20 protein-coding genes and 1 pseudogene are annotated in these 25103 nt (G+C 73.3%); 11 read left to right on the top strand and 10 right to left on the bottom strand.

The window, feature by feature from the left end:
* Both ABZ693_RS30370 and ABZ693_RS30375 read left to right on the top strand, forming a co-directional pair.
* Positions 1–240: pseudogene (locus ABZ693_RS30370) on the top strand (hypothetical protein); the annotation flags it as partial.
* Positions 189–296 carry a TetR family transcriptional regulator C-terminal domain-containing protein gene (locus ABZ693_RS30375; protein WP_359883869.1) on the top strand — a complete coding sequence of 36 codons (108 nt, stop codon included), beginning with the start codon at positions 189–191 and terminating at the stop codon, positions 294–296. The pseudogene ABZ693_RS30370 and the gene ABZ693_RS30375, both read left to right, overlap by 52 nt.
* Before the next feature lie 164 nt (positions 297–460).
* On the opposite strand, the gene ABZ693_RS30380 is transcribed toward ABZ693_RS30375, so the two are convergent.
* Entirely contained in the window at positions 461–1612 is a 1152-nt protein-coding gene (locus ABZ693_RS30380; RefSeq protein WP_359883872.1) for a glycerate kinase, read from the bottom strand.
* A gap of 142 nt (positions 1613–1754) precedes the next feature.
* Here ABZ693_RS30380 and ABZ693_RS30385 point away from each other — a divergent pair, with 142 nt between their 5' ends.
* The 3 genes from ABZ693_RS30385 (at position 1755) to ABZ693_RS30395 (ending at position 4173) form a co-directional block, all read left to right on the top strand.
* Positions 1755–2828 (top strand): ADP-ribosylglycohydrolase family protein, encoded by a 1074-nt coding sequence (locus ABZ693_RS30385; RefSeq protein WP_359883874.1) that lies wholly within the window; start codon positions 1755–1757, stop codon positions 2826–2828.
* A 47-nt stretch (positions 2829–2875) separates the two neighbouring features.
* A complete protein-coding gene (locus ABZ693_RS30390; RefSeq protein ID WP_359883877.1) occupies positions 2876–3370 on the top strand; it encodes an NUDIX domain-containing protein in 495 nt (164 codons plus the stop codon).
* An 86-nt stretch (positions 3371–3456) separates the two neighbouring features.
* A complete protein-coding gene (locus ABZ693_RS30395) occupies positions 3457–4173 on the top strand; it encodes an SIR2 family NAD-dependent protein deacylase (protein ID WP_359883880.1) in 717 nt (238 codons plus the stop codon).
* A 101-nt stretch (positions 4174–4274) separates the two neighbouring features.
* Here ABZ693_RS30395 and ABZ693_RS30400 read toward each other — a convergent pair whose 3' ends face one another.
* The 5 genes from ABZ693_RS30400 to ABZ693_RS30420 form a co-directional block, all read right to left on the bottom strand.
* Positions 4275–4940, bottom strand: coding sequence for a DUF981 family protein (locus ABZ693_RS30400; RefSeq protein ID WP_359883939.1), 666 nt, complete (start codon positions 4938–4940; stop codon positions 4275–4277).
* Between the two features lie 171 nt (positions 4941–5111).
* A complete protein-coding gene (locus ABZ693_RS30405; RefSeq protein ID WP_359883882.1) occupies positions 5112–5618 on the bottom strand; it encodes a methylated-DNA--[protein]-cysteine S-methyltransferase in 507 nt (168 codons plus the stop codon).
* A gap of 12 nt (positions 5619–5630) precedes the next feature.
* Positions 5631–7109 carry an AlkA N-terminal domain-containing protein gene (locus tag ABZ693_RS30410; RefSeq protein ID WP_359883885.1) on the bottom strand — a complete coding sequence of 493 codons (1479 nt, stop codon included), beginning with the start codon at positions 7107–7109 and terminating at the stop codon, positions 5631–5633.
* Between the two features lie 94 nt (positions 7110–7203).
* Entirely contained in the window at positions 7204–7755 is a 552-nt protein-coding gene (locus ABZ693_RS30415) for an O-acetyl-ADP-ribose deacetylase (protein ID WP_359883887.1), read from the bottom strand.
* Positions 7756–7847: 92 nt separating this feature from the next.
* Positions 7848–9281: a phytoene desaturase family protein gene (locus ABZ693_RS30420; protein ID WP_359883889.1), complete on the bottom strand. Its 1434-nt coding sequence runs from the start codon at positions 9279–9281 to the stop codon at positions 7848–7850.
* Between the two features lie 246 nt (positions 9282–9527).
* Here ABZ693_RS30420 and ABZ693_RS30425 point away from each other — a divergent pair, with 246 nt between their 5' ends.
* Positions 9528–10253 carry an acetyltransferase gene (locus ABZ693_RS30425; protein ID WP_359883892.1) on the top strand — a complete coding sequence of 242 codons (726 nt, stop codon included), beginning with the start codon at positions 9528–9530 and terminating at the stop codon, positions 10251–10253.
* Positions 10254–10401: 148 nt separating this feature from the next.
* Here the strand turns inward: ABZ693_RS30425 and ABZ693_RS30430 are convergent, their stop codons facing one another.
* Entirely contained in the window at positions 10402–11394 is a 993-nt protein-coding gene (locus ABZ693_RS30430) for a translation initiation factor 2 (RefSeq protein ID WP_359883894.1), read from the bottom strand.
* A 153-nt stretch (positions 11395–11547) separates the two neighbouring features.
* Between ABZ693_RS30430 and ABZ693_RS30435 the strand changes: the two genes are divergently transcribed.
* The 4 genes from ABZ693_RS30435 to lplAB all read left to right on the top strand — a co-directional run bounded on the left by ABZ693_RS30435 (position 11548) and on the right by lplAB (position 20666).
* A complete protein-coding gene (locus ABZ693_RS30435) occupies positions 11548–15993 on the top strand; it encodes a peptidase C14 caspase catalytic subunit p20 (RefSeq protein WP_359883897.1) in 4446 nt (1481 codons plus the stop codon).
* A 104-nt stretch (positions 15994–16097) separates the two neighbouring features.
* Entirely contained in the window at positions 16098–17504 is a 1407-nt protein-coding gene (locus tag ABZ693_RS30440; protein WP_359883899.1) for an esterase/lipase family protein, read from the top strand.
* A 223-nt stretch (positions 17505–17727) separates the two neighbouring features.
* Positions 17728–19533, top strand: coding sequence for a pentapeptide repeat-containing protein (locus ABZ693_RS30445; protein ID WP_359883901.1), 1806 nt, complete (start codon positions 17728–17730; stop codon positions 19531–19533).
* Positions 19534–19610: 77 nt separating this feature from the next.
* Positions 19611–20666: a lipoate-protein ligase LplAB gene (lplAB, locus tag ABZ693_RS30450; protein ID WP_359883904.1), complete on the top strand. Its 1056-nt coding sequence runs from the start codon at positions 19611–19613 to the stop codon at positions 20664–20666.
* An 80-nt stretch (positions 20667–20746) separates the two neighbouring features.
* Here the strand turns inward: lplAB and ABZ693_RS30455 are convergent, their stop codons facing one another.
* The 3 genes from ABZ693_RS30455 to ABZ693_RS30465 all read right to left on the bottom strand — a co-directional run bounded on the left by ABZ693_RS30455 (position 20747) and on the right by ABZ693_RS30465 (position 23695).
* A complete protein-coding gene (locus ABZ693_RS30455; protein WP_359883906.1) occupies positions 20747–21130 on the bottom strand; it encodes a peptidoglycan-binding domain-containing protein in 384 nt (127 codons plus the stop codon).
* A 250-nt stretch (positions 21131–21380) separates the two neighbouring features.
* Positions 21381–21977, bottom strand: a complete 597-nt coding sequence (locus tag ABZ693_RS30460; protein WP_359883908.1) for a class I SAM-dependent methyltransferase — start codon at positions 21975–21977, stop codon at positions 21381–21383.
* 146 nt (positions 21978–22123) lie between these two features.
* The gene (locus tag ABZ693_RS30465) at positions 22124–23695 is read right to left on the bottom strand and encodes an NCS1 family nucleobase:cation symporter-1 (RefSeq protein WP_359883911.1); all 1572 of its coding nucleotides are present in this window, start codon (positions 23693–23695) and stop codon (positions 22124–22126) included.
* A 281-nt stretch (positions 23696–23976) separates the two neighbouring features.
* On the opposite strand from ABZ693_RS30465, the gene ABZ693_RS30470 reads away from it, so the two are divergent.
* Positions 23977–25101: a glycoside hydrolase family 12 protein gene (locus ABZ693_RS30470; protein ID WP_359883914.1), complete on the top strand. Its 1125-nt coding sequence runs from the start codon at positions 23977–23979 to the stop codon at positions 25099–25101.
* The last annotated feature ends 2 nt before the right edge of the window (positions 25102–25103 follow it).

Below are 25103 nucleotides of genomic sequence, written 5' to 3' on the forward strand. Positions count from 1 at the left end.
GCCGGCGACGCGGCGCTCGCCGCCGTTGCGCTCCTGCCAGAAGCGGTATACGTCAACGGCGTCGGCGCGCTCCTCGTAGCGCATCGGGAGCTGGCCCGACCGCTGGAAGAGGCCAAGAAAGCACGCCTGCGCAGCGCCCAGCGGGCCGGCCAGCTCGACCCTGGCGCCGACCTCGACTGGTCCTCGACGTGCTCTACGCGCCCCTCTTCCAGAGGTGGCTGCACCGCAGCGCTCCGCTGACCGCCGCGTACGCCGACTCACTTGTCGACACGACCCTCCGAGCCTTCGCCCCCTGAGGTGGGGGCCCCTACCCGCGGGCGCGGGTAGGGACGGGAGCGGGGGGGGGACGGGGGCCGGGGGCCGGGGGTCTCGGCCCACCAGCTCCGCGCCGTACCTCACGTGGTACGGAACACGACCCCCGCCCGCGGCACCAGCGCACCGTCCCGCCCGCCCCCGCGTCCTACACCAGGAAGTCCCGCGCCACCCGCGCGGCCACGCGCTCCAGCAGCGGCCCCGCGTTCGGGATCGACTTCGCCGGGTCCGGCTCCAGGTCCGTCAGCGGATACGCCCGCCGGATCCCCGCCGCCCCCAGCGCCTCGGGCGCGAGAGCGAGCCGTCCGCACACCGCGACGACGTCCTTGCCGGCTGCTCGGGCCGCCGCGGCAACGCCCGCAGGCGCCTTGCCGTGGAGGGTCTGCGCGTCGAGGGAGCCCTCGCCGGTGATGACGAGGGTCGCGCGGGCGAGCGCGGGGGCGAAGCCGAGGACGTCGAGCATCAGCTCGATGCCGGGGCGGAAGCGCGCGCCGAGCAGCAGCGCGCCGTAGCCGATGCCGCCCGCGCCACCCGCGCCGGGGGCGGCGGCAAGACCGGCGGCCTTCGGGCCGATCGCGTCTTCGAGTACGCGCGCGTAGTGCGCGAGGGCGGCGTCGAGTGCGGCGACGTCGTCGGGGCCGGCGCCCTTCTGCGGCCCGTAGACCGCCGCGCAGCCCTTGGGACCGGTCAGCGGGTTGTCGACGTCGCTCGCGAGGACGAGGTCGACGCCGGAGAGGCGTGGGTCGATGCCGGAGAGGTCCGCGGACGTGAGCCGCGCGAGCGCGCCGCCGCCGGGGCCGACCGGCTCGCCGTCCGCGTCGCGGAAGTCCGCGCCGAGCGCGGCGAGCATCCCGGCGCCGCCGTCGGTGGTGGCGCTGCCGCCGACCCCGAAGACGATGTCGGTGGCTCCGGCGTCGAGGGCCGCGCGCAGCAGTTCCCCGGAGCCGTACGTGGTGGCGGTGAGGGGGGCGAACACGCCGGGCGGCAGCAGCTGGAGGCCGGACGCCTCCGCCATCTCGACCACCGCGGTGGTGCCGCGCAGTGCGAACGCCGCGGTGACGGGTTCGCCGAGCGGCCCGGTCACACGGATCTCGCGCCGCTCGAACCCGGCCGCGACGGCCGCCGCCACCGTGCCGTCGCCGCCGTCGGCGACGGGCAGGGTTTCGATGTCGAGTCCCGGGACGACCCGCCGGAGACCCGCGGTGACCCGCTCGGCGACCTGCACGGCCGTGAGCGAGCCCTTGAACTTGTCCGCCGCGACGAGCACGCGCGCGGCCTTGGTTACTGCTCCGTCCGTCACCTTGCATCCCTTGCTTTCGAACAGGCAGTCGCGCCGTCGCCGACCCTATCGGGCGGGGGTGACGCCCTGCCACCCCCTGCTCACGGGGCGGCGGGCGGTGCGTCGGCGCGCGGCGCGGCCCCGCATTCGGTAGACCAATGCCATGGGCCTGCTCAAGCACAGCGAACTCGCCGACCGGATCCTCGGCGGCTGGACGGGGCGGATCGCCGGGAACATGCTCGGCAAACCGGTGGAGTGCGGCGAGCACTGGACGCCCGAGCGGATCGACGCCTATCTGCGGCTGACCGGCGCCCTGCCGCTCACGGACTATCTGCCCGCGCCGCCGGCGGCCGGCGCCGACGGGTTCGAGCTGCGGCCGGAGTGGCCGCAGTGCGTCCGCGGCCGGATCAACGGCAGTTGCCGGGACGACGACATCGACTACTCGATCCTGGGGCTGCATCTGCTGGAGACGCGGGGGTTCTCTTTCACCACGGAGCAGGTCGGCGAGCAGTGGCTGCTACGGCTGCCGTATCTCCGGACGTACACGGCGGAGCGGGTCGCGTACCGCAACCTGACGAACGGCCTGAAGCCGCCGCTGACCGCCACGTACGACAATCCGTACCAGGAGTGGATCGGCGCGCTGATCAGGGCGGACGTGTACGGCTGGACCTCGCCGGGCGATCCGCGCCGGGCCGCCGCGCTGGCCCGCCGCGACGCGGTCCTCTCCCACACCGGCAACGGCGTGTACGGGGCGATGTGGGCGGCGGCGCTGGTGGCGGCCGCGTTCACGGCGCCCGACACCCGCACGGCGCTGGCGACCGCCCTGGAGCGGATCCCGGCGAGCGCCCGGCTCGCCCGGACGGTGCGGCACACGATGGCCCTGCACGAGGCGGGCGTGGAGTGGGCCGAGACGCTGACGGAGCTGGCGGGGCAGACCGGCGGGCTCGGCTGGATCCATGTGGTGCCGAACGCGGCGGTCCTGACCGCGGGGCTGCTGTACGGGGAGGGGGATTTCAGCCGCACGCTGGCGCTGACCGTGCGCGGCGGCCTGGACACCGACTCCAACGGCGCGACGGCCGGTTCGGTCGCGGGTGTCCTGTGCGGGGCCGCGGCGATCCCGCCGCAGTGGTCGGAGCCGCTGCGCGACCGGGTGCGCAGCGCGGTGACCGGCTTCGACCGCGTACGGATCAGTGAGCTGGCGGACCGGACGGTGCGGCTGGCTACGCTGACGGGATGACGACTCCCGGTGTTCCCTCCGGTCCCGCCCCCGGTCCCACTCCTCCCTTGGGCCCTTCCGCCGCATACGTCGCGTACATCGCGAGCCTGCCCCGGGTCTTGGCCGCCGCGGCCACGGTCTTCCGCGACGCGAGCGGCCGGGTGCTGATCGTCGAGCCGAACTACCGGGCGGGCTGGACCCTGCCGGGCGGCACCGTCGAGGCCGACACCGGAGAGACGCCGCGCCAGGCCGCGCGGCGCGAGACGGCCGAGGAGATCGGTCTCGACGCGGAGCCGGGTCCGCTACTCGTGGTGGACTGGGTGCACGGGGCGGCGCGCCCGCCGCTGGTGGCGTACGTGTACGACGGCGGGGTGCTCGCGGACGAGCGGTTCGCCGCGATCCGGCTCCAGGAGGAGGAGCTGGACTCCTGGAAGCTGGTCGAGCGGGCGGATCTCGCCGCCTATCTCCCCGACGCCCTGTGCGTACGCGTCCACGCCGCTCTCGACGCTCTGGCGGCGGGTCGCGGTCCGGTGGAGCTGGAGGACGGGCGGCCGGCCCGCTGAACAAGGTGCTCCCGGTCCGACCCGACCCGAATATGCCGGCCTTAATCCATTCGCGGGTGGTGTCCGGGTCTACCTAGGCTTGGCATATGACCATGGTTGCGATTCTGACGGGCGCCGGGATATCCACCGATTCGGGGATTCCGGACTACCGGGGACCCGACGGTCTGTGGCGGCGCGACCCGGAGGCCGAGCGGCTCGTCACGTACGGCCCCTACATGTCCGACCCGGAGATCCGCCGCCGCTCGTGGCGGATGCGGCTGGACGGGCCGGTGCTGAGGGCGCGGCCGAACACGGCGCACCTCGCCATCGCCGCGTACGAGAAGACCGGGAACGCGCTGCGGGTGATCACGCAGAACGTGGACGGGCTGCACCAGGCCGCCGGAGTGCCCGCGCGCAAGGTGTTCGAACTGCACGGCTCGGCGAGGTCGGTGGTGTGCACGGCGTGCCAGGCCCGGTCGTCGATGGCCGAGGCGCTGGAGCGGGTGAAGGCCGGGGAGGCGGATCCGCCGTGCCGGGAGTGCGGCGGGATCCTGAAGTCGGCGACGGTCATGTTCGGGGAGCATCTCGACCCTGAGGTGCTGGCGCGGGCCATGGCGGTCGCGAAGGCGGCCGAGGTGTTCCTCGCCGTCGGCAGCAGTCTCCAGGTGCAGCCGGCCGCCTCACTCGCGGGCCTCGCGGCCGAGGCTGGGGCCCGGCTGATCATCGTGAACGCCGAGCCGACCCCGTACGACCCGCTCGCGGACGAGATCGTGCGCGAGCCGATCGGCACCGCCCTGCCGGCGCTGCTCGACCGGCTCCGCTAGCGAAGGCGCGGCGCGCGACGACACCGGCCGGCGGGACCGGCGGCCGTACCGGGTGGCCCGTGGCCGGTGGCCGGTGGCCGTACGGGGTATACGGCCGCGATTCACATCGTGTTGACGATGAGTCCGATGTGCGTGAAGTAGTTGAGCGCCCCGAACAGCAGGAACGCCAGCCCCGCGATCGTCCAGCACACGCCGGCCACCCAGGCCATCGCCCCGCCCCGGGTGCGCAACACGAAGGGGAAGAGCACCGCGCCGATGCCGGTGAGCACGTACAGGGACGACATGAAGCCGGCTTCCAGCATCGGGTAGTCGGCGAACTCGCCCGAGATGGGCTCCTCGGGCGGCGCGGCGAAGAGGGTGTAGTGCCAGCCCGCCGCGGCGATGGCGAAGCAGGCGAGTCCGAGGCCGAAGACCAGCAGCGAGACGGGCGCGGCCAGGGCCGAGACGGAGCGGCCGCGGTCCGCTCCCGAGCTGACGACCCCGCCGCGCTTCCAGAGGAAGAACGAGGCGAAGAGCAGCAGGACGCCGAAGCCGAGCGCGGGTTCCCCGAAGATGACGTTGTCGAAGGGGAAGCCCTGCCCGGCCAGCGGCCAGGTCAGCGTCATGTGCAGACCGGTCGCGAAAAGGATCAGGCCCAGGGTGCCGAAGCCCATCGCCCAGGCGTCGGGCACCACGGGCCGGTCCGTCAGCAGCATCCAGCCGAGGGCCACGACGAGCAGCAGACCCGCTCCGGCGCACAGCGACATGATGGTGTTGTACGTGGGCATCTTCGCCCAGTCGATCTTCAGACCGGCCGCGAGGACCGTCAGCGCCGTGTTCACGGCGCGACCGTAGGGGCGCGGCTTCCCCGGCGGGGGCGCCCTTCCACGCGCGCCCGCCGAAGATCCGCCGATCGGAGCAACGGGCGCGCCGCGGCCGGTTCGCGCGGGCGGTGGACGCTAGAACAGTGTGTCGCCGTCGGCCGGGGTGCCCGTCTCGAAGGCGAGCAGCCGGCGCTTGCGGTCGAGCCCGCCGCCGTACCCCGTCAGGCTGCCGCTCGCGCCGATCACACGGTGGCAGGGGACGATGATGCCGACCGGATTCTTGCCGTTGGCGAGGCCGACGGCCCGGGAGGCGGCGGGGTTGCCGAGGTCCTCGGCCAGTTCGCCGTACGTCCGGGTCTCCCCGTACGGGATGCGCCGGAGCTCCGCCCAGACGCGCAGCTGGAACGGGGTGCCGACGAGGTGCAGCGGCAGGTCGAACTCGTTGAGTTCGCCCGCGAAGTACGCGTCGAGCTGGCGGACGGCCTCGGTGAAGGGGCGCGGGTCGGGGGCGCCGAAGGTCTCCTCGGGCGGGCGGTGGCGCTGGTCGGTCATGTGGAGGCGGCTGAGGACGCCGTCGACCGCGACCAGGGTCAGCGGGTCGTACGGGCTGTCGATGACCGTGTGCCGGACGGTGGGCGGCATGGCGGTGGTTCCTTACGCGGGGAGGTGGTTGATCGGGTGGTCGTCGGTGGCCCACAGGTACTGGACGGCGTACGCGCGCCAGGGCCGCCACCGGGCGGCGCGGGCGGTGAGCGCGGCGGGGGTGGCGGGCAGGCCCAGCCCGGCGGCGGCGCGGCGGACGCCGAGGTCGCCGGGGAGGAAGGCGTCGGGGTCGCCGAGCGCCCGCATGGCGATGATCTCGGTGGTCCAGGGCCCGAAGCCGGGCAGGGCGGCGAGCCGGGCGCGGGCCTCTTCCGTGTCGGTCCCGGGGCCGAGGGCGAGGCTGCCGTCGGCGAGGGCGGTGACGAGGGTGAGCAGGGTGGTGCGGCGGCTGCGGGGCAGCGCGAGGGTCTCGGGGTCGAGGCCGGCGAGCGCGGCGGGGTCCGGGAAGAGGTGGGTGAGGCCGCCCTCGGGGTCGTCGACGGGGGTGCCGTGCGCGGTGACCAGGCGGGCGGCGTGGGTACGGGCCGCGGCTGTCGACACCTGCTGGCCGAGCACGGCTCGTACGGCGAACTCGGCGGCGTCCACGGTGCGCGGCACCCGCCGTCCGGGGCCCGCGTCCACGAGGGGCGCGAAGAGCGGGTCGGCGCGCAGCCGCTCGTCGACGGCGACGGGGTCGGCGTCGAGGTCGAGCAGGCGGCGGCAGCGGTTGATGGCACGGGTGAGATCGCGCGGGTCGGTGAGCGACAGCCGGCACAGGATGTGGTCGGGGCGCGGGGCGAGGGCGACGATGCCGTGCCCGTACGGGAGGCTCAAGGTTCTGCGGTAGGCGCCGTCGCGCCACTCCTCGACGCCGGGGACGGCGGTGGCGGCGAGGTGGCCGATGAGGTTCGAGGGGTTCAGGGGGGCGCGGAACGGCAGCCGGAGGGTGATCGTCCCGGGGGTCGCGGGCGGCGCGGCCGGGCGGCTGCGGGCGGCGCGGGCGCGCAGGTCGCCGGGGGTGAGGGCGAAGACCTCGCGGACGGTGTCGTTGAAGGCGCGGATGGAGGCGAAACCGGCCGCGAAGGCGATCTCGGCCATGGGGAGCGGGGTGGTCTCGATGAGGACGCGCGCGGTCTGGGCGCGCTGGGCGCGGGCGAGGGCGAGCGGGCCGGCGCCGAGTTCGGCGAGGAGCTGGCGTTCGATCTGGCGGGTCGAGTAGCCGAGCCGGGCCGCGAGCCCGGGGACGCCCTCGCGGTCGACGACGCCGTCCTGGATGAGCCGCATGGCGCGGGCGACGCTGTCGGCCCGGGCGTCCCACTGCGGGGACCCCGGGCTGGTGTCGGGCCGGCAGCGCTTGCAGGCGCGGAATCCGGCGCGCTGGCAGGACGCGGCGGTGGGGTGGAACTCCATGTTCTCGGGCTTGGGCGGGACGACGGGGCAGCTGGGGCGGCAGTAGATCCGAGTGGTGCGGACGGCGGTGAAGAAGACGCCGTCGAAGCGGGCGTCCTTCGACTGGACGGCCCGCACGCAGCGCTCGGTGTCGGTGTGCATGCCTCCAGGATCGGCGATCGGGGGCGGGCGGGCTGGCGGAAAAACGACATGGCCGTGCCCGCCCGGGCCCGCGCCCGCGTCCCCACCCGCGGCCTCACCCCAGCGCGACCTCGAAAGCGGCGTACGCGGGGGCGTCGAAGAGGACGAAGCGCACCTCCCGGACCGAAGCGGGACGGGCCGCGCGAACGGTCTCGACGGCGATCCGGGCGCCGTCGTCCATCGGCCAGCCGTAGACGCCGGTCGAGATCGCCGGGAACGCGACCGACCCGGCGCCCAACTCGTCGGCGACGCGCAGGGATTCGCGGTAGCAGGAGGCGAGGAGCGCGGAACGGTCCTCGGTACGGCTGTACACGGGGCCGACGGTGTGGACGACCCAGCGGGCGGCGAGGTCTCCGGCGGTGGTCGCGACGGCCTGACCGGTGGGCAGGCCGCGTCCGTAGTGGCCCGCCCGGAGCCTGCGGCAGTCGTCCAGGATGGCCTTCCCGCCGCGCCGGTGTATCGCGCCGTCCACTCCCCCGCCGCCGAGGAGGGAGGAGTTGGCAGCGTTGACGAGGACGTCGGCGTCCTGGTCGGTGATGTCGCCACGGACGAGGACGAGGGTGGGGGCATCCGTGGGGGCGGACGCATCGGCAGGCTGTGCGCTCATGTCCTCATCGTCGCGCGGGATCCGCCGGCGCGCACCGCGTTTTGCGCGCCGGTCACCCTGCCCGCTCCGAGGGCTCGGAGCGGTCGGGTGGCTCAGGCCGCCGCGGCCGCTCCGGGTGTGCGCAGCCGTCGCCACACCGCCTTGGCCGCGTTGTGACCCGACATACCGTGCACGCCGGGGCCGGGCGGGGTCGCGGAGGAACAGAGGAAGACCGCCGGGTGCGGGGTGCTGTAGGGGAACAGCGACAGCTTGGGGCGCAGCAGCAGCTGGAGCCCGCGGGCCGCGCCGCAGGCGATGTCGCCGCCGATGTAGTTGGCGTTGCGCTCGGCCAGTTCGGGCGGACCAGCGGTGGCGCGGGCCAGGATCAGGTCGCGGAACCCGGGCGCGAAGCGCTCGATCTGCCGCTCGATGGCGTCGGTGAGGTCGCCGCGCCAGCCGTGCGGGACGTGTCCGTACGCCCAGAAGACGTGCTTGCCGTCGGGGGCGCGGCCGGGGTCGACGAGGCTGGGCTGGGCGGTGATGAGGAACGGAGTGTCGGGGGCCGTGCCGGAGGAGGCCTGGCGCAGGGCGGTGCCGATCTCCCCCGCCGTCGGGCCGACCTGCACGGTGCCGGCCCGGCGGGCGGCCTCGGCGGTCCACGGCACGGGCCCGGACAGCGCGTAGTCGATCTTGAACGCGGCGGCCCCGTACCGGTACCCGTCGTAGGACGCGCCGAGCCCGGCGATCCGGGCGAGCGCGGTGGGCGAGGTGTCGAAGACGTACGCGCGCGCGGGCGGCAGGTCGTCGAGCCGCTTGACCTCGAAGTCGGTGTGCACGGCACCGCCGAGGTCCTTCAGGTACGCGGCGAGGGCGTCGGAGATCGACTGGGAGCCGCCCCGGGGCAGCGGCCAGCCCACCGCGTGCGCGGCGGCCGCGAAGACCAGCCCGACGGCACTGGTGGCGAAGCCGTCGAGCGGAGCGATGACGTGGCCGACGAGCCCGGCGAGCAGGGCGGGCGCCTTCGGGTCGCGGAAACGGCGCGTCAGCCAGGTGGACGGCGGCAGTCCGTCGATCCCGAAGCGGGCGAGGGTGACGGGATCGCGGGGCAGCGCGGTGGACGGCAGCTGCATGAAGTCGCGGACGAGGCTGTCGAAGCGATGGACGTACGGGGTGACGAGCCGCCGGTACGCGCCGGCGTCGCGCGGCCCGAAGGAGGCGGCGGTCTCGGAGACGGAGCGGGCGAGGACGGCCGCGGTGCCGTCGTCCCAGGGGTGGGCCATCGGCAGCTCGGGGTGCAGCCACTCCAGGCCGTACCGGTCCAGCGGCATCGTGCCGAACACGGGCGAGCCGATGCCCAGCGGGTGCACGGCGGAACAGGGGTCGTGCCGGAAGCCGGGCAGCGTCAGCTCCTCGGTGCGGGCGCCGCCGCCCACGGTGGACTTCGCCTCGAAAACGGCCACGGAGAAGCCCCGGCGGGCGAGTTCGACGGCGGCGGTCAGCCCGTTCGGCCCCGCCCCCACGACCACGGCATCGAACATCGACGTCACCTTCGGACTCCTCGTGTCGGCCGGCGATCCCTGCCCCCAGGATAGGCCGGACACCGTACGTGACCGGGCCCCGCCCCGGCCCCGCCGGACTCCCGGTGCGCCGCCCCGCGCACCGCCCGTCTCGAAAAGAGGGCCGGAAACCGGATCGCCGCGAGGAGACGTGTGCCGTACCGTCCGCGTGCCGTACCGCGTGTACCGACGTGGACCGTACGGCGAGGCGACCGCACGCAGCGACGAGGAGCACATGTGCCGCACGGTTTCACGGAGATGAGGCGGACCGGCCCCGGCGACCGGCGCCCGGTCGACCTGCTGATCGTCGGGGCCGGCGGGATGGGCCGCGCGATCGCCTCGCTGGGGGCGCGGGACGAGGACGAGGCCGGACACCGGAAGTGGCGCGTGCGGGGCTTCGTCGACGACGACCCGGCTCTGCGCGGCTCCTCGGTCGACGGATGGCCGGTCCTCGGCGGCCTGGAGACCGTCGCGCGGCACCCCTCCGCGCAGGTGGTCGTCTCGGTCTGTCATGTGGACCACCACGGCGCGCGTCGGCGGATCGTCGAGCGGCTGGGTCTGCCGGCGCACCGCTACGCCACCCTCGTCCACCGCAGCGCGGTCGTCGATCCCGGCTGCGTGATCGGCCACGGCGCGGTGATCATGCCGATGGTGTGCGTCCTGCCGGGAGCCGTCATCGGCGACCACGTGATCGTGCGGCCCCAGACGATGATGGCGGCCGACGTGTCGCTGCGCGACTACGCCACCATCGGGGCCCAGGTGTTCCTCGGCCGCGGGTCCGTGGTGGAGGAGGGTGCGTACGTGGGGGCCGGCGCCAAGATCCGGGAGTACGTCCGGGTGGGCCCGCGGGCCGTGCTCGGCATGGGGTCCCTGGTCCTCGACTCCGTACCCGGGCACGGGATATGGGCCGGGAACCCGCTGCGGTTCCTGAGACCGGCCGCGGCCGGTCCGCGGCCTTCGTGACCGGCTCCGAAGGACACAGGCCGCCCCGCGCGGGGAGCGGGCGCGACGGGCGCCCGCCGGTGGTCATGCGTCCCGGCCAGAGGGCCGGGGCGGCCGGCCGGCGCCGGTGCATCGGCTCACAGTCCACGGGCCCGCGCCCGGCACCGGCTCACAGCCCGCGGGCCTCCATCACCCGCTGCTCGGCGGTCTCGACGTCGAAGCGCGCCGCCGGATTCTCGTCCGCGCGCTGGACCGCGCCGCGCACCAGGGCGAGGTAGAAGAGGGCGGGCGCGCAGGGGGTCCAGCGCTCCGGCGGCTCGTCGGCGAGGAAGCCGAGTACGGATTCCGGGTCGGCGGGCACGAACTCGAAGCGGTCGTGCTCCCACTTGTCGGTCACCCCGCGGGTCCAGCGCAGCCGCAGTGTCCGCTCGTCCAGGTCGGGCAGCACGGCGCGGAAGAATCCGGCCCACTGGTGGTTCTCCAAGTCAAGGCCGAAGCCCAGGAGTTCGAGTTCCACCCGGTCGGTGTCATGGACGGCGAGCTCCTCGTACAGGGCGCGGCGGGCCACCGCGTACAGGCTGACCGTGCGGCCGTCCTCCGTGAGATCGTGCTGACGGGCCAGGCCCTCGTTGGCCGAGGAGTTCCACCGCGAGCTGTTGGGCCCGGCCACATGGGCGCTGCGCCGCGAGAACAGCATGCACCCGTCCTTGCCCGTCTCCACCGCCACGTTGACGCCGAAGCTGCAGTTCATCCACGCGGGCGCGTGGGCGGGATCCTCACCCTCCAGATACTGCTGGCGCAGCGTCAGACCGTTCTTCTGCCGGCGCTGGAGGTTGAGGGACGTGGTGAGGAAGTCGTAGTAGTCGGCGTCCTGGAGGGAGACGGTGACCACCGGCTGCTCGTCGAGATGCGTGCGGGTCACGACCACCCGTTCGACGGCGAAGCGGTCGTTGTTCCAGCGATGCGGCAGCCCGAGCGCCTCGTTCCGCTGCTGCTCCTCCTCGATGGCGTGCCGCCAGCCGCCGATCTCCTCCGGGAACTGCACCCGCGTGGGACGGTACTTGACACGGACTTCGTCTTCCAGGATGGAACGGACCCCGTCACCCTCGTAGATGTGGCAGGCCGTCTCCCGTCCGACGACGGTGAATCGGTCTCGAGGCATCGTCAACTTCCTTTCCAGGACCTTGTACACGGATCTTCGGGCCTGGTAGAGCTACGGACATCGGACGAGGACATGATATGGAGCGATGTGGGCGAGCATCTGACTTTGATCAGGTCCAGGCGGCGGGCCGCCTCTCTCGTGGGCACCGTCGCCGTGTCCGATTACCGCCACCCCGACGAGGACAGGCGGCAGCAGATCCGGCTGAGGAACGTGGCCGGCGTACGCGGCCGGTTCACCGACATCGCGCGAGACGCGCTGGGCTTCGGGAGGTCCGTCCGCCTCGACGAGGCCGGGGCCACGCGCCGCCAACTGGGCGACGCCATCGAGGACTTCCTGGCCCACGACGCGGAGCGGAAGATCCTCTACTGGACGGGACACGGACTCCACCGGCAGGACCAGGGCTACTTCCTCGCCTGCGCGGACTCCTGGGAGGACGGCCGCTTCGCGCCGGAGCGGGCCCTCGCCCTGACGGATCTCGTGGACCGCCTCCTGCGCCCCGACCACGAGACCGACACCCTTCTGATCGTCGACGCGTGCTTCTCCCACGACCTGCCCGCGGCCCTGCGCCGGGCCTTGGCCCAGGACCGCACGAGCGTGGCCGGCGCCCGGCAGAGCCGCCGGGCGGGCTTCGCCGTCATCGGGACCTCGGGGACGGACGCGGAGGTCCCCGAGGGGCGCTGGGTCAAGTGGCTCGACGAGGCTCTGGCCAAGCCCGGTTTCGTGGCCCCCGATCACGCCCGCCCCTTCGAACCGTCGGCCCTCTACCTTCCCCTGCCGTATCTGCGGGACGCCGTGGACGCGGAGGCCGCGGCCGCCGGACTCGACGAGGCGGGACAGCGCCCCGGCTACACGGAAGTGCGGTCCCTGCCCAACAACTTCCTCGACAACCCTTATTTCCAGGACAGCGGGCGCCGCCTGTACACACCGGCGGAACTGAAGCGGCGCAAGCCGTGGGTCGAGGCCGAACAGTTCGGTCTGGAGACCGGCGGCCATCTCGACCTTCATTTCGCCGGCCGGAACGGCGCCCTGGCCCGGGTGGTGCGCTGGATGGACACCCACCCGAGAGGGCTGCTCGCCGTGACGGGCCTCGCGGGCATGGGCAAGACCGCGCTGCTCGGCCGGCTGGCCCTGACGTCGCTGCCGGGCCAGCGGGAGGCGCTCGGTCCCGACCTCGACCCCTCGACGCTGCCCCGGGCCGGCACCGTGCACGCCGCCCTGAGCTGCCGAGGGCAGTCGATCCACTCGCTCATGGAGCTGCTCTGGGACGTGCTGACCGCTCTCGAGGGAGTGGGGCCGCTGCCCGAACGGCCGGTCACCCCCGAGGAGTTCCGCGCCGCGGTCGACACCCTCGTCTCCACCGCGAACTTCTCCCTCAATCTGCTCTTCGACGCCCTCGACGAGGCCCTGCCCGAGCAGGCCCACGACATCGCACGCCATCTGCTGAACCCGCTGTCCGGGCTCTGGGGGGTCCGCGTGGTCGTGGGGACGAGGGCCCAGCCCCGACGGCGGGCCACCGCGAGCACGGAGGAGGAGTCGCTCCTCGACACCCTGGACCAGAGCGTGGGTCCGGTGGTCCTCGAGGACGACGAGGAGGCCCGGAGCGGCATCGCCGCCATGGCCGCGTCCGTACTCGACACGGCGCGTTCCCCCTACCGAGGAGACGAGAGGAGGAGCGAGCGCGAGTGGACCTCCCGGCTCGTCGCCTCCCACAGCCACGGCTCGTTCCTGGTGGCTCGCCTCGCCGCCACGGAGCTCGCCCGCCGCGGCCGCGCCGTCACCGAGAAGGAACTCGAGCCGTGGATGCGGCACGGCGGGATGGACCTGCGCACGCGACTGGCCGAGGAGATGGGCCATCTCACCTCGGAGCGGCGGGCGAGGCGCGCGCACGAGGTCCTGCGCCCGCTGGCCGTGGCCCAGGGGCTCGGTCTGAAGCCCGGACGGACCTGGCTCGCGCTCGCCAACGCGCTGCGCGATCCGGGCAGTCCCGCGCTCACCCGCGGCGATCTGGCACACGTGTGCCGACGGGCCGACGGCGGCATCGTCGCCTCGCAGGCCACCGGCCGCGACGGAAAGACCACGCTTCGCCTGGCCCACCCCAGCTACGGCGCGTACTTCCTCGCCCAGGCCGCGTCGAGCGCGCAGGACGCCCATCGCACGGTGGTGAGGGCGCTTCGCGCCCTGCCCGGTCCCGGCTGGAGCGGCGCGGACGACTACACGTTCGACTATCTGGGGGCGCATGCCGCCGAGGTCGGGCCGGAGGAACTGCGAGAACTCTTCAAGGACGTGGCCTTCCTGCTGCGAACCAACCCCCATGTGATGGTGCCGCTGGCCGCCACGCTCGCCCGCGACTGTGACGGGGCGGCGCTCTACGGACGGATCGGCGGAGCCTTCCGCGCCTTGTCCGCCACGTCCCCCCACGACGAACTGCTGTCTCGCAAAACCCTGTTGAGCGCGACGGCGTTCGTCAGCCACCGGGACGCCACCTACCGGACGTCAGCGGGGATCGACGGCTTCCTGCCCTGGCAGGAGTACTGGACCGACATGCCGCCGGACCCGCTGGAGTGGCGTCGCGCGGCCCCGCTGGGCGGGGCCCGGACGCTGAGCTGGCGCGCGAGCACGGGCGCGGCGGAACTGATGCTCGGGGACACGCTGACCGCCGGCGGGCGCGGCGAGATCCTGGTTCTCCACCCCGACTCGGGCACCCGGCTGCTGACCCGCCGGACCCGGGAAGCCGCCGACGAACGCGGGAACGCCCTCACCGAGGTACGGGAGGTGGGCGCGGGCCCGCACTGGACCACCATCGCCCGCGACGACCGGGCCCTCTACTTCTGGCACTCCGGCTCCCGCCTGCCCGACCACGTCTACCGCTGGGGTGGCACGGTCGGCGGTCTCGCCGCGGCCGAGAGTCCCTCGGAGACCGTCGTGCTGGCCGCCGACGGACGGCGGGTCTGGGTGTGGTCCTGGAAGCAGGACATGGGCCGGGACGGCGCGCATCTGACGGAGATCGCCACGATGGACGTACGGCGGCTCGCGGCGCTCGCCCTGGGGCCCCGCCTGTTCGCCCTGGTCGCCGGGGAGCGGGCCGCCGTCCTCGTCGAGGTCGACCGGCTCACGGACCGGTCCGGCCGCCGGCTCACGAAGAAGGTGGTCCTCTGCGGCCTGGACGACCCGGCGCTCGCCGCCGCGGCGATGACCGGCCCGGTGGACGACCGGACGCCGCACCCGGAGCGGGTGGACGGCTGGATCGCCGTCGCCGACGGGAGCAGGGTGCGCGTCTGGCACTGTGCGACCGACCCGGCCGCCCCCTCCGCGCCGCCCACCGTGCGGCTCGTCCGCGAACTCCGTTCCACGGCCGGAGCACTCGCCTTCGGACGCCACGGCGACACCGTGCTCCTGGCCGGGTACGAGGAGGTCGGCGTGCGTATCTGGGACGTCGAGGATCCGTCGGGCGAGGCGGAGTTCCAGCTGACGGCTCCCCGCAAGGCCATGGCCTTCGATCCGGGCGGCCAGGGACTGCTCGCCGTGGCGGACGGCCCCGACATCCGCATGCTCGACGTGGCCCCGGCGCTCGCCGCCAGGTACGGACGGCGGCGCCGGCCCAGCAACCAGCGACCGGCGGTCGCCCTGGCCGAGGCGCCGGACGGGCCGCCGCTGCTGTGCCGTACCTGGAACGACGAGATCAGGGTGTCCCGGCCCGGTCGTGGTGCTCCGGCCGATCTCCCCGCCACGGTCCTCACCCATCTGAAGCTGGTGACCGCCGTGGCCGCGGTCCGCCTGCCGGGCGCCTGGGCCGTGGTCGCGGCCGCCGAGCGCACCGTCCGCGTGTGGCGCCTCGCCGAGGACCTCTCGGTCGAGTCCCTCCACGACCTCGTGCTCGGCGGGGACGCGGGGGAACCGGTCACGTCCATCGGCCTCGCCGTCGACCACGCGACGACGGCCTTGCGGATCCACGTACCGGACCGGCATCGCGTCACCCACGGCGAGCTGCGGACCGGCGCGTCCGGCTCCGGGTTCGACTGGCACGAAGGACGGCCCGTGCCCGCCGGGCTGCGCTGCTGCGGACTGGACGCCCGGGCCATGCGCGACGGGACGCACTGGCTCGCCGCCGATCTCGGTGACGAGCTGGGCCTCTGGAAGCACGGCGCGCAGGGCCTGACGTCGGCGCACCGCGTCCCGGGGGTGTTCCCCTCCCATCTCACGCTGGGCGAGCTGTACGACGCCGAGGACGAGCTGTCCATTCCCCTGCTGGCCTGGTCGGACAACGGCATTCATCTGAAGGACTGTTCGTCCCGGTTCACCAAGGAGCCCGTACGGCTCGACCACGGTCCCGGGGCGGTGACCTCGCTGCGGTTCGCGGGTCCTCCGGAGCACCCTCTGCTGCTGGTCTCCGGCGAACGGGCGGCCCTGCGCGTGTGGGACGTCCGGGCCAAGGCGTGGCTGCACGGGCAGGGTGTCCCGTGGCGTGGCTACACCGTGCACACCATGGACGCCGCCCGGGATCCGGAGGGCCTGGTGGTGGCGCTGCAAGGGAACGACCGGTGCGATCTCGTACGGCTGCCGCACGCGTTCTTCGGGCCCCGGGAGCCGGGTCCGGCGTGAACGTGTCCCAGGCCCCGCCCCCGGCCCCGGCCCCCTAAATCGAATCAGCATCAGCGGACAGAGAACACGGCATGAGCGGCCGTGCGACGAAGAAGGGTGTGTGAGTGGAGCACGACCTCGTGGTCTTCGTACCAGGATTCCTCGGCAGCCGGCTGACCAGGCACGGCCGGGACGTGTGGAGCGAGTGCGGCGACGCCCTGCTCCGGTCCCGGCCCTCGGCCGCGTCGCTGGCACCCCTGGCCCTCCCCCCGGGCCTGGGCGACGAGGCGCCCGAGGACCGCTTCCGGCTGGTGGCGGACGAGTTGCTGACGTCGCCCGACTCGATGCCGGGACTGCTGTCCTGCGCGGGCTACCCGGACCTGCGCGCGGCGCTCGGCGATCCGGTCGACGGGCAGTACGTCCCCTTCCCGTACGACTGGCGGCTGTCCCACCGGCTCGTCGCCGAGGAGCTCGGGCGCCGGATCTCGCGGGAACTCGCCCGGTGGACCGAGCAGGTCGACCGGCGCTATCCGGACCGCCCGGACGAGCCGAGGGTCGTGCTCGTGTGCCATTCGACGGGCGGCCTCGTCGGCCGCTACTACCTCGAATGCCTCGGCGGCCGGGACACCGCGCGCACCCTGGTCACCCTGGGCTCGCCGAACGACGGCATGGCCCAGGCCCTGCGGCTGCTGACCGGCCATGGCGCCGGGGACGGTTCGGCCGCGGGGAGCGCCGCGCGCGGGCTCAACGACATCCTGCGCACCTTCGCCCTCGGCCTGCCGTCCGTGGCCCAACTCCTGCCGGTGTACGACGCGGTCCGCGTCACGGGCAAGTCGCGTCCGCGCACCATCGCCGACGACAGGTATCCCGTGCCCGGCCTGCCCACGGCCCTCGTCGACGACGCCCTGTCCTTCCACCACGCGATCCGAAGCGCGCGCGAGGCGCATCGGCGCACCGACCCCGACGGCCGGCCGCCTTACCGGGTGTACGGCCTGGGGAGCACCGCCCACCCCACGGTGCGCACCGTCGCGCTCACCGCCGACGGGCAGGACGTCGACCTGTCGAGCCCGGCCTACGATCTGGGTCCCGGAGACGGGACGGTGCCACGGGAGTCGGCCCTCGCCGGCTGGGGTCCCGAGGACCTGGAGGACATGCTCTGGACGGATCACCGGCACGCCGACCTGGCGAGCTCCGCGGCCCTCGGCGACAAGGTCTCCGCCATCCGGAAGGGCCTCCCGGTGAACGCCATGCTCGCCGGTGACACCCAGATCACCCTGCACGCTCCCGCGGAAGCCGTCGCTGGCAAACCGTTCGAGGTCGCCGTCCTGGGAACCGACCTGCGGGACCGGAACGTGCGAGCCGTCATGCGGCGGTTTCCCCGCGGGGCCGAGCAGCCGGTCCTCCTGGTCCGTGACGCGCCGGGACTCCTGCGCGCGCGGGTGGAAGGGGGGCCGGGGCGCTGGCTGGTGGAGGCCTTCGCCGAGGATCCACGGCACACGGACAAGGCGATGATCACGCTGTACACCGAGTGAGTCCCGGCGTTCCGGACACCTCACGACCGACACCATCCATGTCCCTTCGCCGGCACAGGAGTTCGCCATCACCTCGCCCTCCGGCACCCTCACGCCCGAAGCCCCCGACTGGCCGCACTGCGAGTACGCCGACGGAGGGCTCTGCCGCGGCCGCCGCGTCGAACCCCACGCGGCCTGCCTGGCACACCTCGGCACGGCCGAACGAGCCGCGTACCTGGCGGGGTTGGCCCCCGGCAGCGACCTCGACCACCGCGGCACCCCCTTCACCCCGCGACTGCTGGACGACCTGCTGTCCGCGGTCCGCGACCTGTCGACGGGACGGCCCCGGCTGGGTCATGTCCTGCTGGACGAGGCGGAGTTCAGCGGTGACGCCCGTATCGACGACGCGCATGTCACCGGGGTCGCCTCCTTCGGCGGGGCCCGGTTCGGGGGCGGCGTCTCCTGCGTCGGGACCCGGTTCGAGGGAGACCTCAGGTTCGGGGAGGCGAAGGTCGCGCACGACGCCTGGTTCGACGGCGCGGAGATCCTCGGCGCGGCCTGGTTCCACACGGCCGAGATCGCCGGCGCGCTCCGCTTCGCGGTCGAGAGCATCGGTGGGAACGCGGTCTTCCAGGACCTGGGCGTCGGCGGCGACGCGACGTTCAGCGGGACGGAGTTCCTGGGGATCGCCCTGTTCACCGGGGCGCGGATCGGCGGGGCGGCCTGGTTCAACGGCGCGGCGTTCCGCCAGGACGCCCGGTTCACGAAGGCATCCCTCGCTCACACGGCGTGGTTCGACGGGGCGTGGTTCGACCGGGACGCGCGCTTCGACTCCGCCACGATGGGCGGGGACGCCTCGTTCCACGGCGCGTACTTCCGTCAGGGCGCCGGATTCTCCGGGGCGGAGATCACCGGCGACGCGGGATTCGACGGGGCCGAGATCCACGGCACCCTCGCCTTCCGGAAGGCGGCCTTCGAGAAGACCGCCATGCTGGGCCCGCTGGCGTTCGCCGGGACCCTGGACCTCTCCGGCGCGGTCTTCCGGTCCGCGGTGACCATCGAGGCCGCGGCACGGAACATCCGCTGCCGGCGGACCCGGTGGAGCACGACCGCGACGCTGCGCCTCAGTCATGCCGAGGTCGACCTGACGGACGCCGTCCTGGACTTCCCGGTCAGCGTCACCGGCCGGCCCCGCCCCGTCGTCCCGGACGACGGCGAGGAGAGCACCGGGCAGGACCCCACCGATCCCGGCGTACGCCTCACCTCCCTCCGGGGTGTCGACGCAGCCCAACTCGCCCTGAACGAGATCGACCTGACACACTGCCACTTCATCGGGGCCGTCCATCTCGACCAGCTCGGACTGGAGGGGCGCTGCCCTCTTCCCCCGCCTCCGGAAGGATGGCGCTGGACCCGTCGCCGCACCCTGATCGAGGAACACCACTGGCGGGCCACGCGGTACGCCGCGTCCGGCTGGACGCCCGCTCCGGCGGGCGCGAGCATCCCCCAGCCCACCGTGCTGGCACCGGTGTACCGGCAGCTGCGCAAGGCCCTGGAGGACGGCAGGAACGAGCCGGGGGCGGCCGACTTCTACTACGGCGAGATGGAGATGCGCCGCCACGACCCCGAGTCGTCCCGGGGTGAACGTGCCCTCCTCCGCCTGTACTGGGCGACGTCCGGATACGGCCTGCGGGCCACGCGCGCCCTCGGATGGCTGCTCCTGGCCGTGACCGCCACCGTTCTGGCGATCATGCTGTGGGGTCTGCCGCAGGACGATCCCAAGGCCCGGAGTACGGGAAAGGTGAGCGGCGACAGCATCACCCTCGTCACCGACACCCCGGATCCGGCCGGTCCGCGCGGGCCGTACCGCGGCCGCGTGACGGCCAAACGGTTCGAGAAGTCGGTGCGGGTGGTCGTCAACTCCGTGGTATTCCGCTCCTCCGGACAGCAGCTGAGCCCCATCGGGACATACGTGGAGATGGCCTCCCGGATCGTCGAACCCGCCCTGCTCGGACTGGCCGCCCTGGCCGTCCGCAGCCGGGTGAGGAGATAGGCCCGGCCCGCCGGGCACACACCGTCGCCGGAGTACGCTGGCGGCATTCACCCCCGACGGGCTGGGAGGCAGGTCCGGTGCACGGCGAGTACAAGGTCCCCGGCGGCAAGCTGGTCGTCGTCGATCTCGACGTGGAGGACGGCGCGCTGCGCCGGGTCCGGGTCGCGGGCGACTTCTTCCTGGAGCCGGACGAGGCGATCGAGGCCATCGACGGAGCGCTCGAAGGCGCCCCGTCCGACACCGACGCCGCCGGTCTGGCCGCCCGGATCGACCAGGCGCTGCCGCCGGGCACGCAGATGTACGGTCTGACGACGGAGGGCGTCGCGGTCGCGGTGCGCCGGGCGCTCGCGCACGCCACCGAGTGGAGCGACTACGACTGGCAGCTGATCCACGCGGCGCCGCAGTCCCCGGCCCTGCACATGGCCCTCGACGAGGTGATCACCGCCGAGGTCGCGGCCGGCCGCCGCCCGCCGACGCTGCGGGTCTGGGAGTGGGCCTCCCCCGCCGTGGTCATCGGCAGCTTCCAGTCGCTGCGCAACGAGGTGGACCCGGAGGCCGCCGAGCGGCACGGCATCGAGGTGGTGCGCCGGATCAGCGGCGGCGGCGCGATGTTCATCGAGCCGGGCAACACCATCACGTACTCCCTCTCCGTCCCCGACGCCCTGGTGCAGGGCCTGTCGTTCACCGACAGCTACGCCTACCTCGACGACTGGGTGCTCGGCGCCCTCGGCGACATGGGCGTCAAGGCCTGGTACCAGCCGCTGAACGACATCGCCACGGACGCCGGGAAGATCGCGGGCGCCGCGCAGAAGCGCATGGTCGCGGGCGAGGGCGCGGTGCTGCACCACGTGACGATGGCGTACGACATCGACGCCGACAAGATGACCGAAGTGCTGCGCATCGGCCGCGAGAAGCTGTCCGACAAGGGCACCAAGAGCGCCAAGAAGCGGGTCGACCCGCTGCGCCGCCAGACCGGTCTGCCGCGCGAGGCCGTCATCGAGCGGATGATCGCCTCCTTCCGGTCGCGCTACGGCCTCGCGGAGGGCCACGTCACCGACGAGGAGCTGGCCCTCGCCCGCGAGCTGGCCGGATCGAAGTTCGCCACCCCGGAGTGGACGGCGCGGGTCCCGTAGGGTCCGAGAGATGACCGGAGTCCCGGGCACCTGACGGCGCCCGGGACTCCGGTCCTGCTCTGCCCGATTCCGTACCAGGATCAGGGAGCCGGGTAGCTCGGGAGGGCCTTGGTGCACTTGTTCCCCCAGTCGGCGGCCCAGTCCTGCATGGGCCCGCCGGTGCTCTTTCCGACGACGCCGTCCACCTGGAGCGGCGGGGCGGCGACAGCCGCGTTCCACCACTTCTGGAAGGCGATGATGCCGTTGTAGGTGTCGGGGCCGAAAACCCCGTCCTCGGCGAGGTCGTGGTACGGCGTGGGGGAGTTGTTGATGGCGTGCTGGACACACTGCACACCATCGTGGGTGTTGCTGTAGCCGTAGCCGATGTAGGGGGCGTACTGGTCCGCGCTCGCGCTGCCCGCCGCAACGCCTACGGCCAGCAGGGCAGCGGCACCCACCGCCACGATCCTCTTGGTGGTCTTCATCAACGGCACTCCGTCTCAACGGTCCTGCCGAACCTCCCGGGCCCGGCAAAGCTCTCTCTGACAGCAGAGTGCGCCACCTCGGCCCGGTCGGTATTGGATAAAACCGCTGGAGGCCGTCGGCCGTGCCCCGGAGAAGCAGAAGTGCGAAGGCGAGCAACGGGCCCGCGCGCTCTCGCCGAGGGCGTGGCCGCCTGGGAACGCGCCGCGGCCGCCCACGTGCCCGACTGGGCTCCGCCCCGGGAGGGGCCGGTCAGCTCCTCGGCTTCCTCGCCACGAGATTGAACTCGTTGTACGGGAAGACCTTTCCGACCGCGCGCGGGAACGGGAACGAGTAGGTGCGCGCGACGTCCAGGCCCGCCTTCTCGGCGTGCGCGCGCAGGCCGGCGAAGTCGACGAAGCGGACGTGGGTGGTGTCGGTCCGGTAACCCGCCTCCTGGGGGCAGATCAGGACGACCGAGCCGCCCGGCTTCACCAGCGGGAGGTACTGCTCCAGGATCGTGTTGCCGAGCGTCTCGTCCATGTGTTCCAGGACGTGCGCGCAGAGCAGGCTGTCGAAGGCGCCGGGGCCGCAGTCCGGGGCCGTCGCCAGCTCGTCGGGCGTGTAGGCGGTGAGGCCCCGTGCGCGGCAGGTGGCGACGGAGGTGGCGTTGTGGTCGACGCCGACGCTGTCGGGGCCGCAGTTGAGCAGGTTGCGGCCGATGCCGCAGCCGACGTCCAGCACGCGCCCGAGGCGGAGCCGCCTGAGGTTCCAGCGGTAGGGGGCCTGGGTGGGCAGGAGGCGTTTGATCCCCGCGTTCTCCAGCCGGGCCAGCCGCTGGGTGTAGTCGGAGGATTCCGTGCCGGACATCGACGACCGCCTTCGTGTGGTGCAGTGTGCGGGTGTTCCGCTGTTCCGCGTCGCGTGCGCGTGGCGTGCGCGTCGCCGAGGCTATGGCACGCGGACGGCGAGGGTAAAGGACCCGCTCCGGCCGCGGCCCGGCCGGTGTCGCGCCGTCACCCGCCCGTGCGAGGGGCGTGGTCGGCGCGGGAACGCCGGGCCATGCAGGCGGTGTGGATCAGCATCGAGGCGACGAGTCCGACCGCCCATCCGTAGTCGGCGAGCGGCTTGAGGAACGGGATCAGGCCGTCCTCGGGGAACGGTCCGGCGCCGGGCGCCGAGTGCGACCCGCCGACCGCGAGCACGCCGCCGACGAGGAAGGCGAGCACGGCCGCCGGGTTCCAGCCGCCCCGGTACCAGTAGGGGCCGTCGACCCGGTAGAGACCCGCGAGGTCGAGGACGGTGCGGCGGACCAGCCAGTAGTCGGCGATGAGGATGCCGGCGACCGTGCCGAGCAGCCCGCCGACCAGTCCGAGCCAGGTGAAGATGTACAGCTCGGGCGTGGAGGTGAGCTTCCACGGCATGATGAGGACGCCGACGATCCCCGTGATCAGCGCGCCCCGGCGGAAGTCGACGCGCTTCGGGGCGAGATGGGCGAGGTCGTACGCGGGCGAGACGACGTTCGCCGCGATGTTCACCGAGATGGTCGCGACCAGGACCGTCACCAGGGCGAAGAGCAGTCCGAAGACGCTGTCGGTCTTGGCGGCGAGCGCGACCGGGTCCCAGACCGGCGCCCCGTACACGGCCTGCGAACCGGACGTGACGAGCACGGACAGCAGGGCGAACAAGGTCATGGTGGTAGGAAGCCCAAGGGCCTGACCCCACGCCTGGGCGCGCTGGCCGGCGCCGAAGCGGGTGAAGTCGGGGATGTTGAGGCTGAGGGTGGCCCAGAAGGCGATCATGCCCATGAGGGCGGGGAAGAAGACGCGCCAGAAGCCGGGACCCCAGCCGAGGGCGGACGGCTGATCGAGGAGGGGGCCGAGGCCGCCCGCCTTGACGGTGACCCAGGCGAGCAGGACGAGGGCGCCGACGATGACGAAGGGCGCGGCCCAGCTCTCGAAGCGGCGCAGGGCGTCCATGCCCCGGTGGATGATGGCGAGTTCGAGGGCCCAGAACAGGACGAAGCAGAGCCACAGCGTCCACGGCTGGCCGGCGATGCGGCCGACGTCGCCCCAGTGGCCGCCGAAGACCTTGTCGAGCAGGACGAAGATGCCCTGGCCGCCGATCCAGGTCTGGATGCCGAACCAGGCGCACGCGACCCCGGCGCGTACCAGCGCGGGCAGGTTGGCGCCGCGCAGACCGAAGGAGGCGCGGGCGAGGACCGGGAACGGGATGCCGTACTTCGGTCCGGCGTGCCCGGTGAGCAGCATCGGCAGCAGCACGATGACATTGGCCAGCGCGATGGTGAGGACGGCCTGGAGCCAGTCCATGCCGAGGGCGACGAGGCCGGAGGCGAGCAGCCAGGACGGGATGTTGTGGGCCATGCCGACCCAGAGGGCGGCGAAGTTGTACGTGGTCCAGCGGCGTCCGGCAAGCGGCACGGGCAGCAGGTCGCCGTTGACGAAGCGGGGGTCGGCGGGGACGGCGTCCGGCGGGAGTTCGACGCGGCCGTCGGCGGTGGCACCGGTACGGGCGGATGTGCGGGCGGCGGGGCCGGCGGGTCTGCCGGAGGGTGAGGTGGCGGTCATACGGCGGAGCCCTTCCGTGGAGGAGACGGGGACGGGGCGGAACCGGGACGGAAGCGGGGCGGCCCCGGAACGGAAGCCGGGCGGGGACGGGGGACGTGGGGCCACGGGGGCCAGGGGTGCGCGCGGGGCCGGGCGGGCCGCATGCGCCGTCCATTTTCTCGGCCGCGCACAGCCTTGTCAGGGACACGTTCTGTTCCTACAGTCCCTAGCATCGACACATGGGAGCGCTCCCACACCCCGAACGGCATATGACATCCCCTCATCTTCGAGAGAGGCCCGGCATGAGAGCGTCATCGCCCCCCGCCCGCTCCGCGCGCACCCTGCTGAGCGGTCTTCTCATGGCCCTGATGGCCATCGGCGCGCTGATCACCACGACGGCGCCGGCGCAGGCCGACACGACGATCTGCGAGCAGTTCGGCTCCACCACGATCCAGGGACGTTACGTCGTCCAGAACAACCGCTGGGGCACCGCGGCCGCCCAGTGCGTCAGCGCCACCAGCACCGGCTTCAAGGTCACCCAGGCCGACGGCGCGGTCGCGACCAACGGCGCGCCGAAGTCGTACCCCTCGGTCTTCAACGGCTGCCACTACACCAACTGCTCGCCGGGCACGAACCTCCCGGCGCGGCTCGACACCATCTCCAGCGCGCCCAGCAGCATCTCGTACACCTACGTCTCCGGCGCCGTGTACGACGCGGCGTACGACATCTGGCTGGACCCGGAGCCGAAGAAGGACGGCGTGAACCGGACCGAGATCATGATCTGGTTCAACAAGGTCGGACCGATCCAGCCGGTGGGCGCGCAGGTCGGCACGGCCACCGTGGGCGGGCGCAGCTGGCAGCTGTGGTCGGGCAACAACGGCGGCAACGACGTGCTGTCCTTCGTCGCCCCGTCGGCGATCGACAGCTGGAGCTTCGACGTCATGGACTTCGTCCGGGCGACCGTGACGCGCGGGATGGCCCAGAACAACTGGTACCTGACCAGTGTCCAGGCCGGCTTCGAGCCCTGGGAGAACGGCGCGGGGCTCGCGGTGAACTCCTTCTCCTCGACCGTGAACACCGGCGGCTCCGGCCCCGGCCCGGGCACCCCGGCGGCCTGCAAGGTGGCCTATGCCACGAACGTGTGGCCGGGCGGCTTCACCGCGAACGTCACCGTCACCAACACCGGCTCGACGGCCGTCGACAACTGGAAGCTCGGGTTCACCCTGCCCTCCGGCCAGAGCGTCACCAGCGCCTGGAACGCCACCGTCGCCCCGTCCTCGGGCGCCGTCACGGCGAGCCCGGTGAGCCACAACGCGCGGATCGCCCCGGGAGGCAGCCAGACGTTCGGCTTCCAGGGCACGTACACGGGCACCTTCGCCCAGCCCGCCGACTTCACCCTGAACGGCTCCGCCTGCACGACCGCGTGAGC

It is taken from the genome of Streptomyces laurentii (genome assembly GCF_040635425.1).
GTDB lineage: Bacteria > Actinomycetota > Actinomycetes > Streptomycetales > Streptomycetaceae > Streptomyces > Streptomyces laurentii.

Bases quoted from the DNA above. Each gene is read 5' to 3' on its own strand.
- ABZ693_RS30385 (WP_359883874.1), top strand. From the start codon at position 1,755: ATGGGCCTGCTCAAGCACAGCGAACTCGCCGACCGGATCCTCGGCGGC.
- ABZ693_RS30395 (WP_359883880.1), top strand. From the start codon at position 3,457: ATGACCATGGTTGCGATTCTGACGGGCGCCGGGATATCCACCGATTCG.
- ABZ693_RS30400 (WP_359883939.1), bottom strand. From the start codon at position 4,940: ATGCCCACGTACAACACCATCATGTCGCTGTGCGCCGGAGCGGGTCTG.
- ABZ693_RS30405 (WP_359883882.1), bottom strand. From the start codon at position 5,618: ATGCCGCCCACCGTCCGGCACACGGTCATCGACAGCCCGTACGACCCG.
- ABZ693_RS30410 (WP_359883885.1), bottom strand. From the start codon at position 7,109: ATGCACACCGACACCGAGCGCTGCGTGCGGGCCGTCCAGTCGAAGGAC.
- ABZ693_RS30415 (WP_359883887.1), bottom strand. From the start codon at position 7,755: ATGAGCGCACAGCCTGCCGATGCGTCCGCCCCCACGGATGCCCCCACC.
- ABZ693_RS30430 (WP_359883894.1), bottom strand. From the start codon at position 11,394: ATGCCTCGAGACCGATTCACCGTCGTCGGACGGGAGACGGCCTGCCAC.
- ABZ693_RS30455 (WP_359883906.1), bottom strand. From the start codon at position 21,130: ATGAAGACCACCAAGAGGATCGTGGCGGTGGGTGCCGCTGCCCTGCTG.
- ABZ693_RS30460 (WP_359883908.1), bottom strand. From the start codon at position 21,977: ATGTCCGGCACGGAATCCTCCGACTACACCCAGCGGCTGGCCCGGCTG.
- ABZ693_RS30465 (WP_359883911.1), bottom strand. From the start codon at position 23,695: ATGACCGCCACCTCACCCTCCGGCAGACCCGCCGGCCCCGCCGCCCGC.
- ABZ693_RS30470 (WP_359883914.1), top strand. From the start codon at position 23,977: ATGAGAGCGTCATCGCCCCCCGCCCGCTCCGCGCGCACCCTGCTGAGC.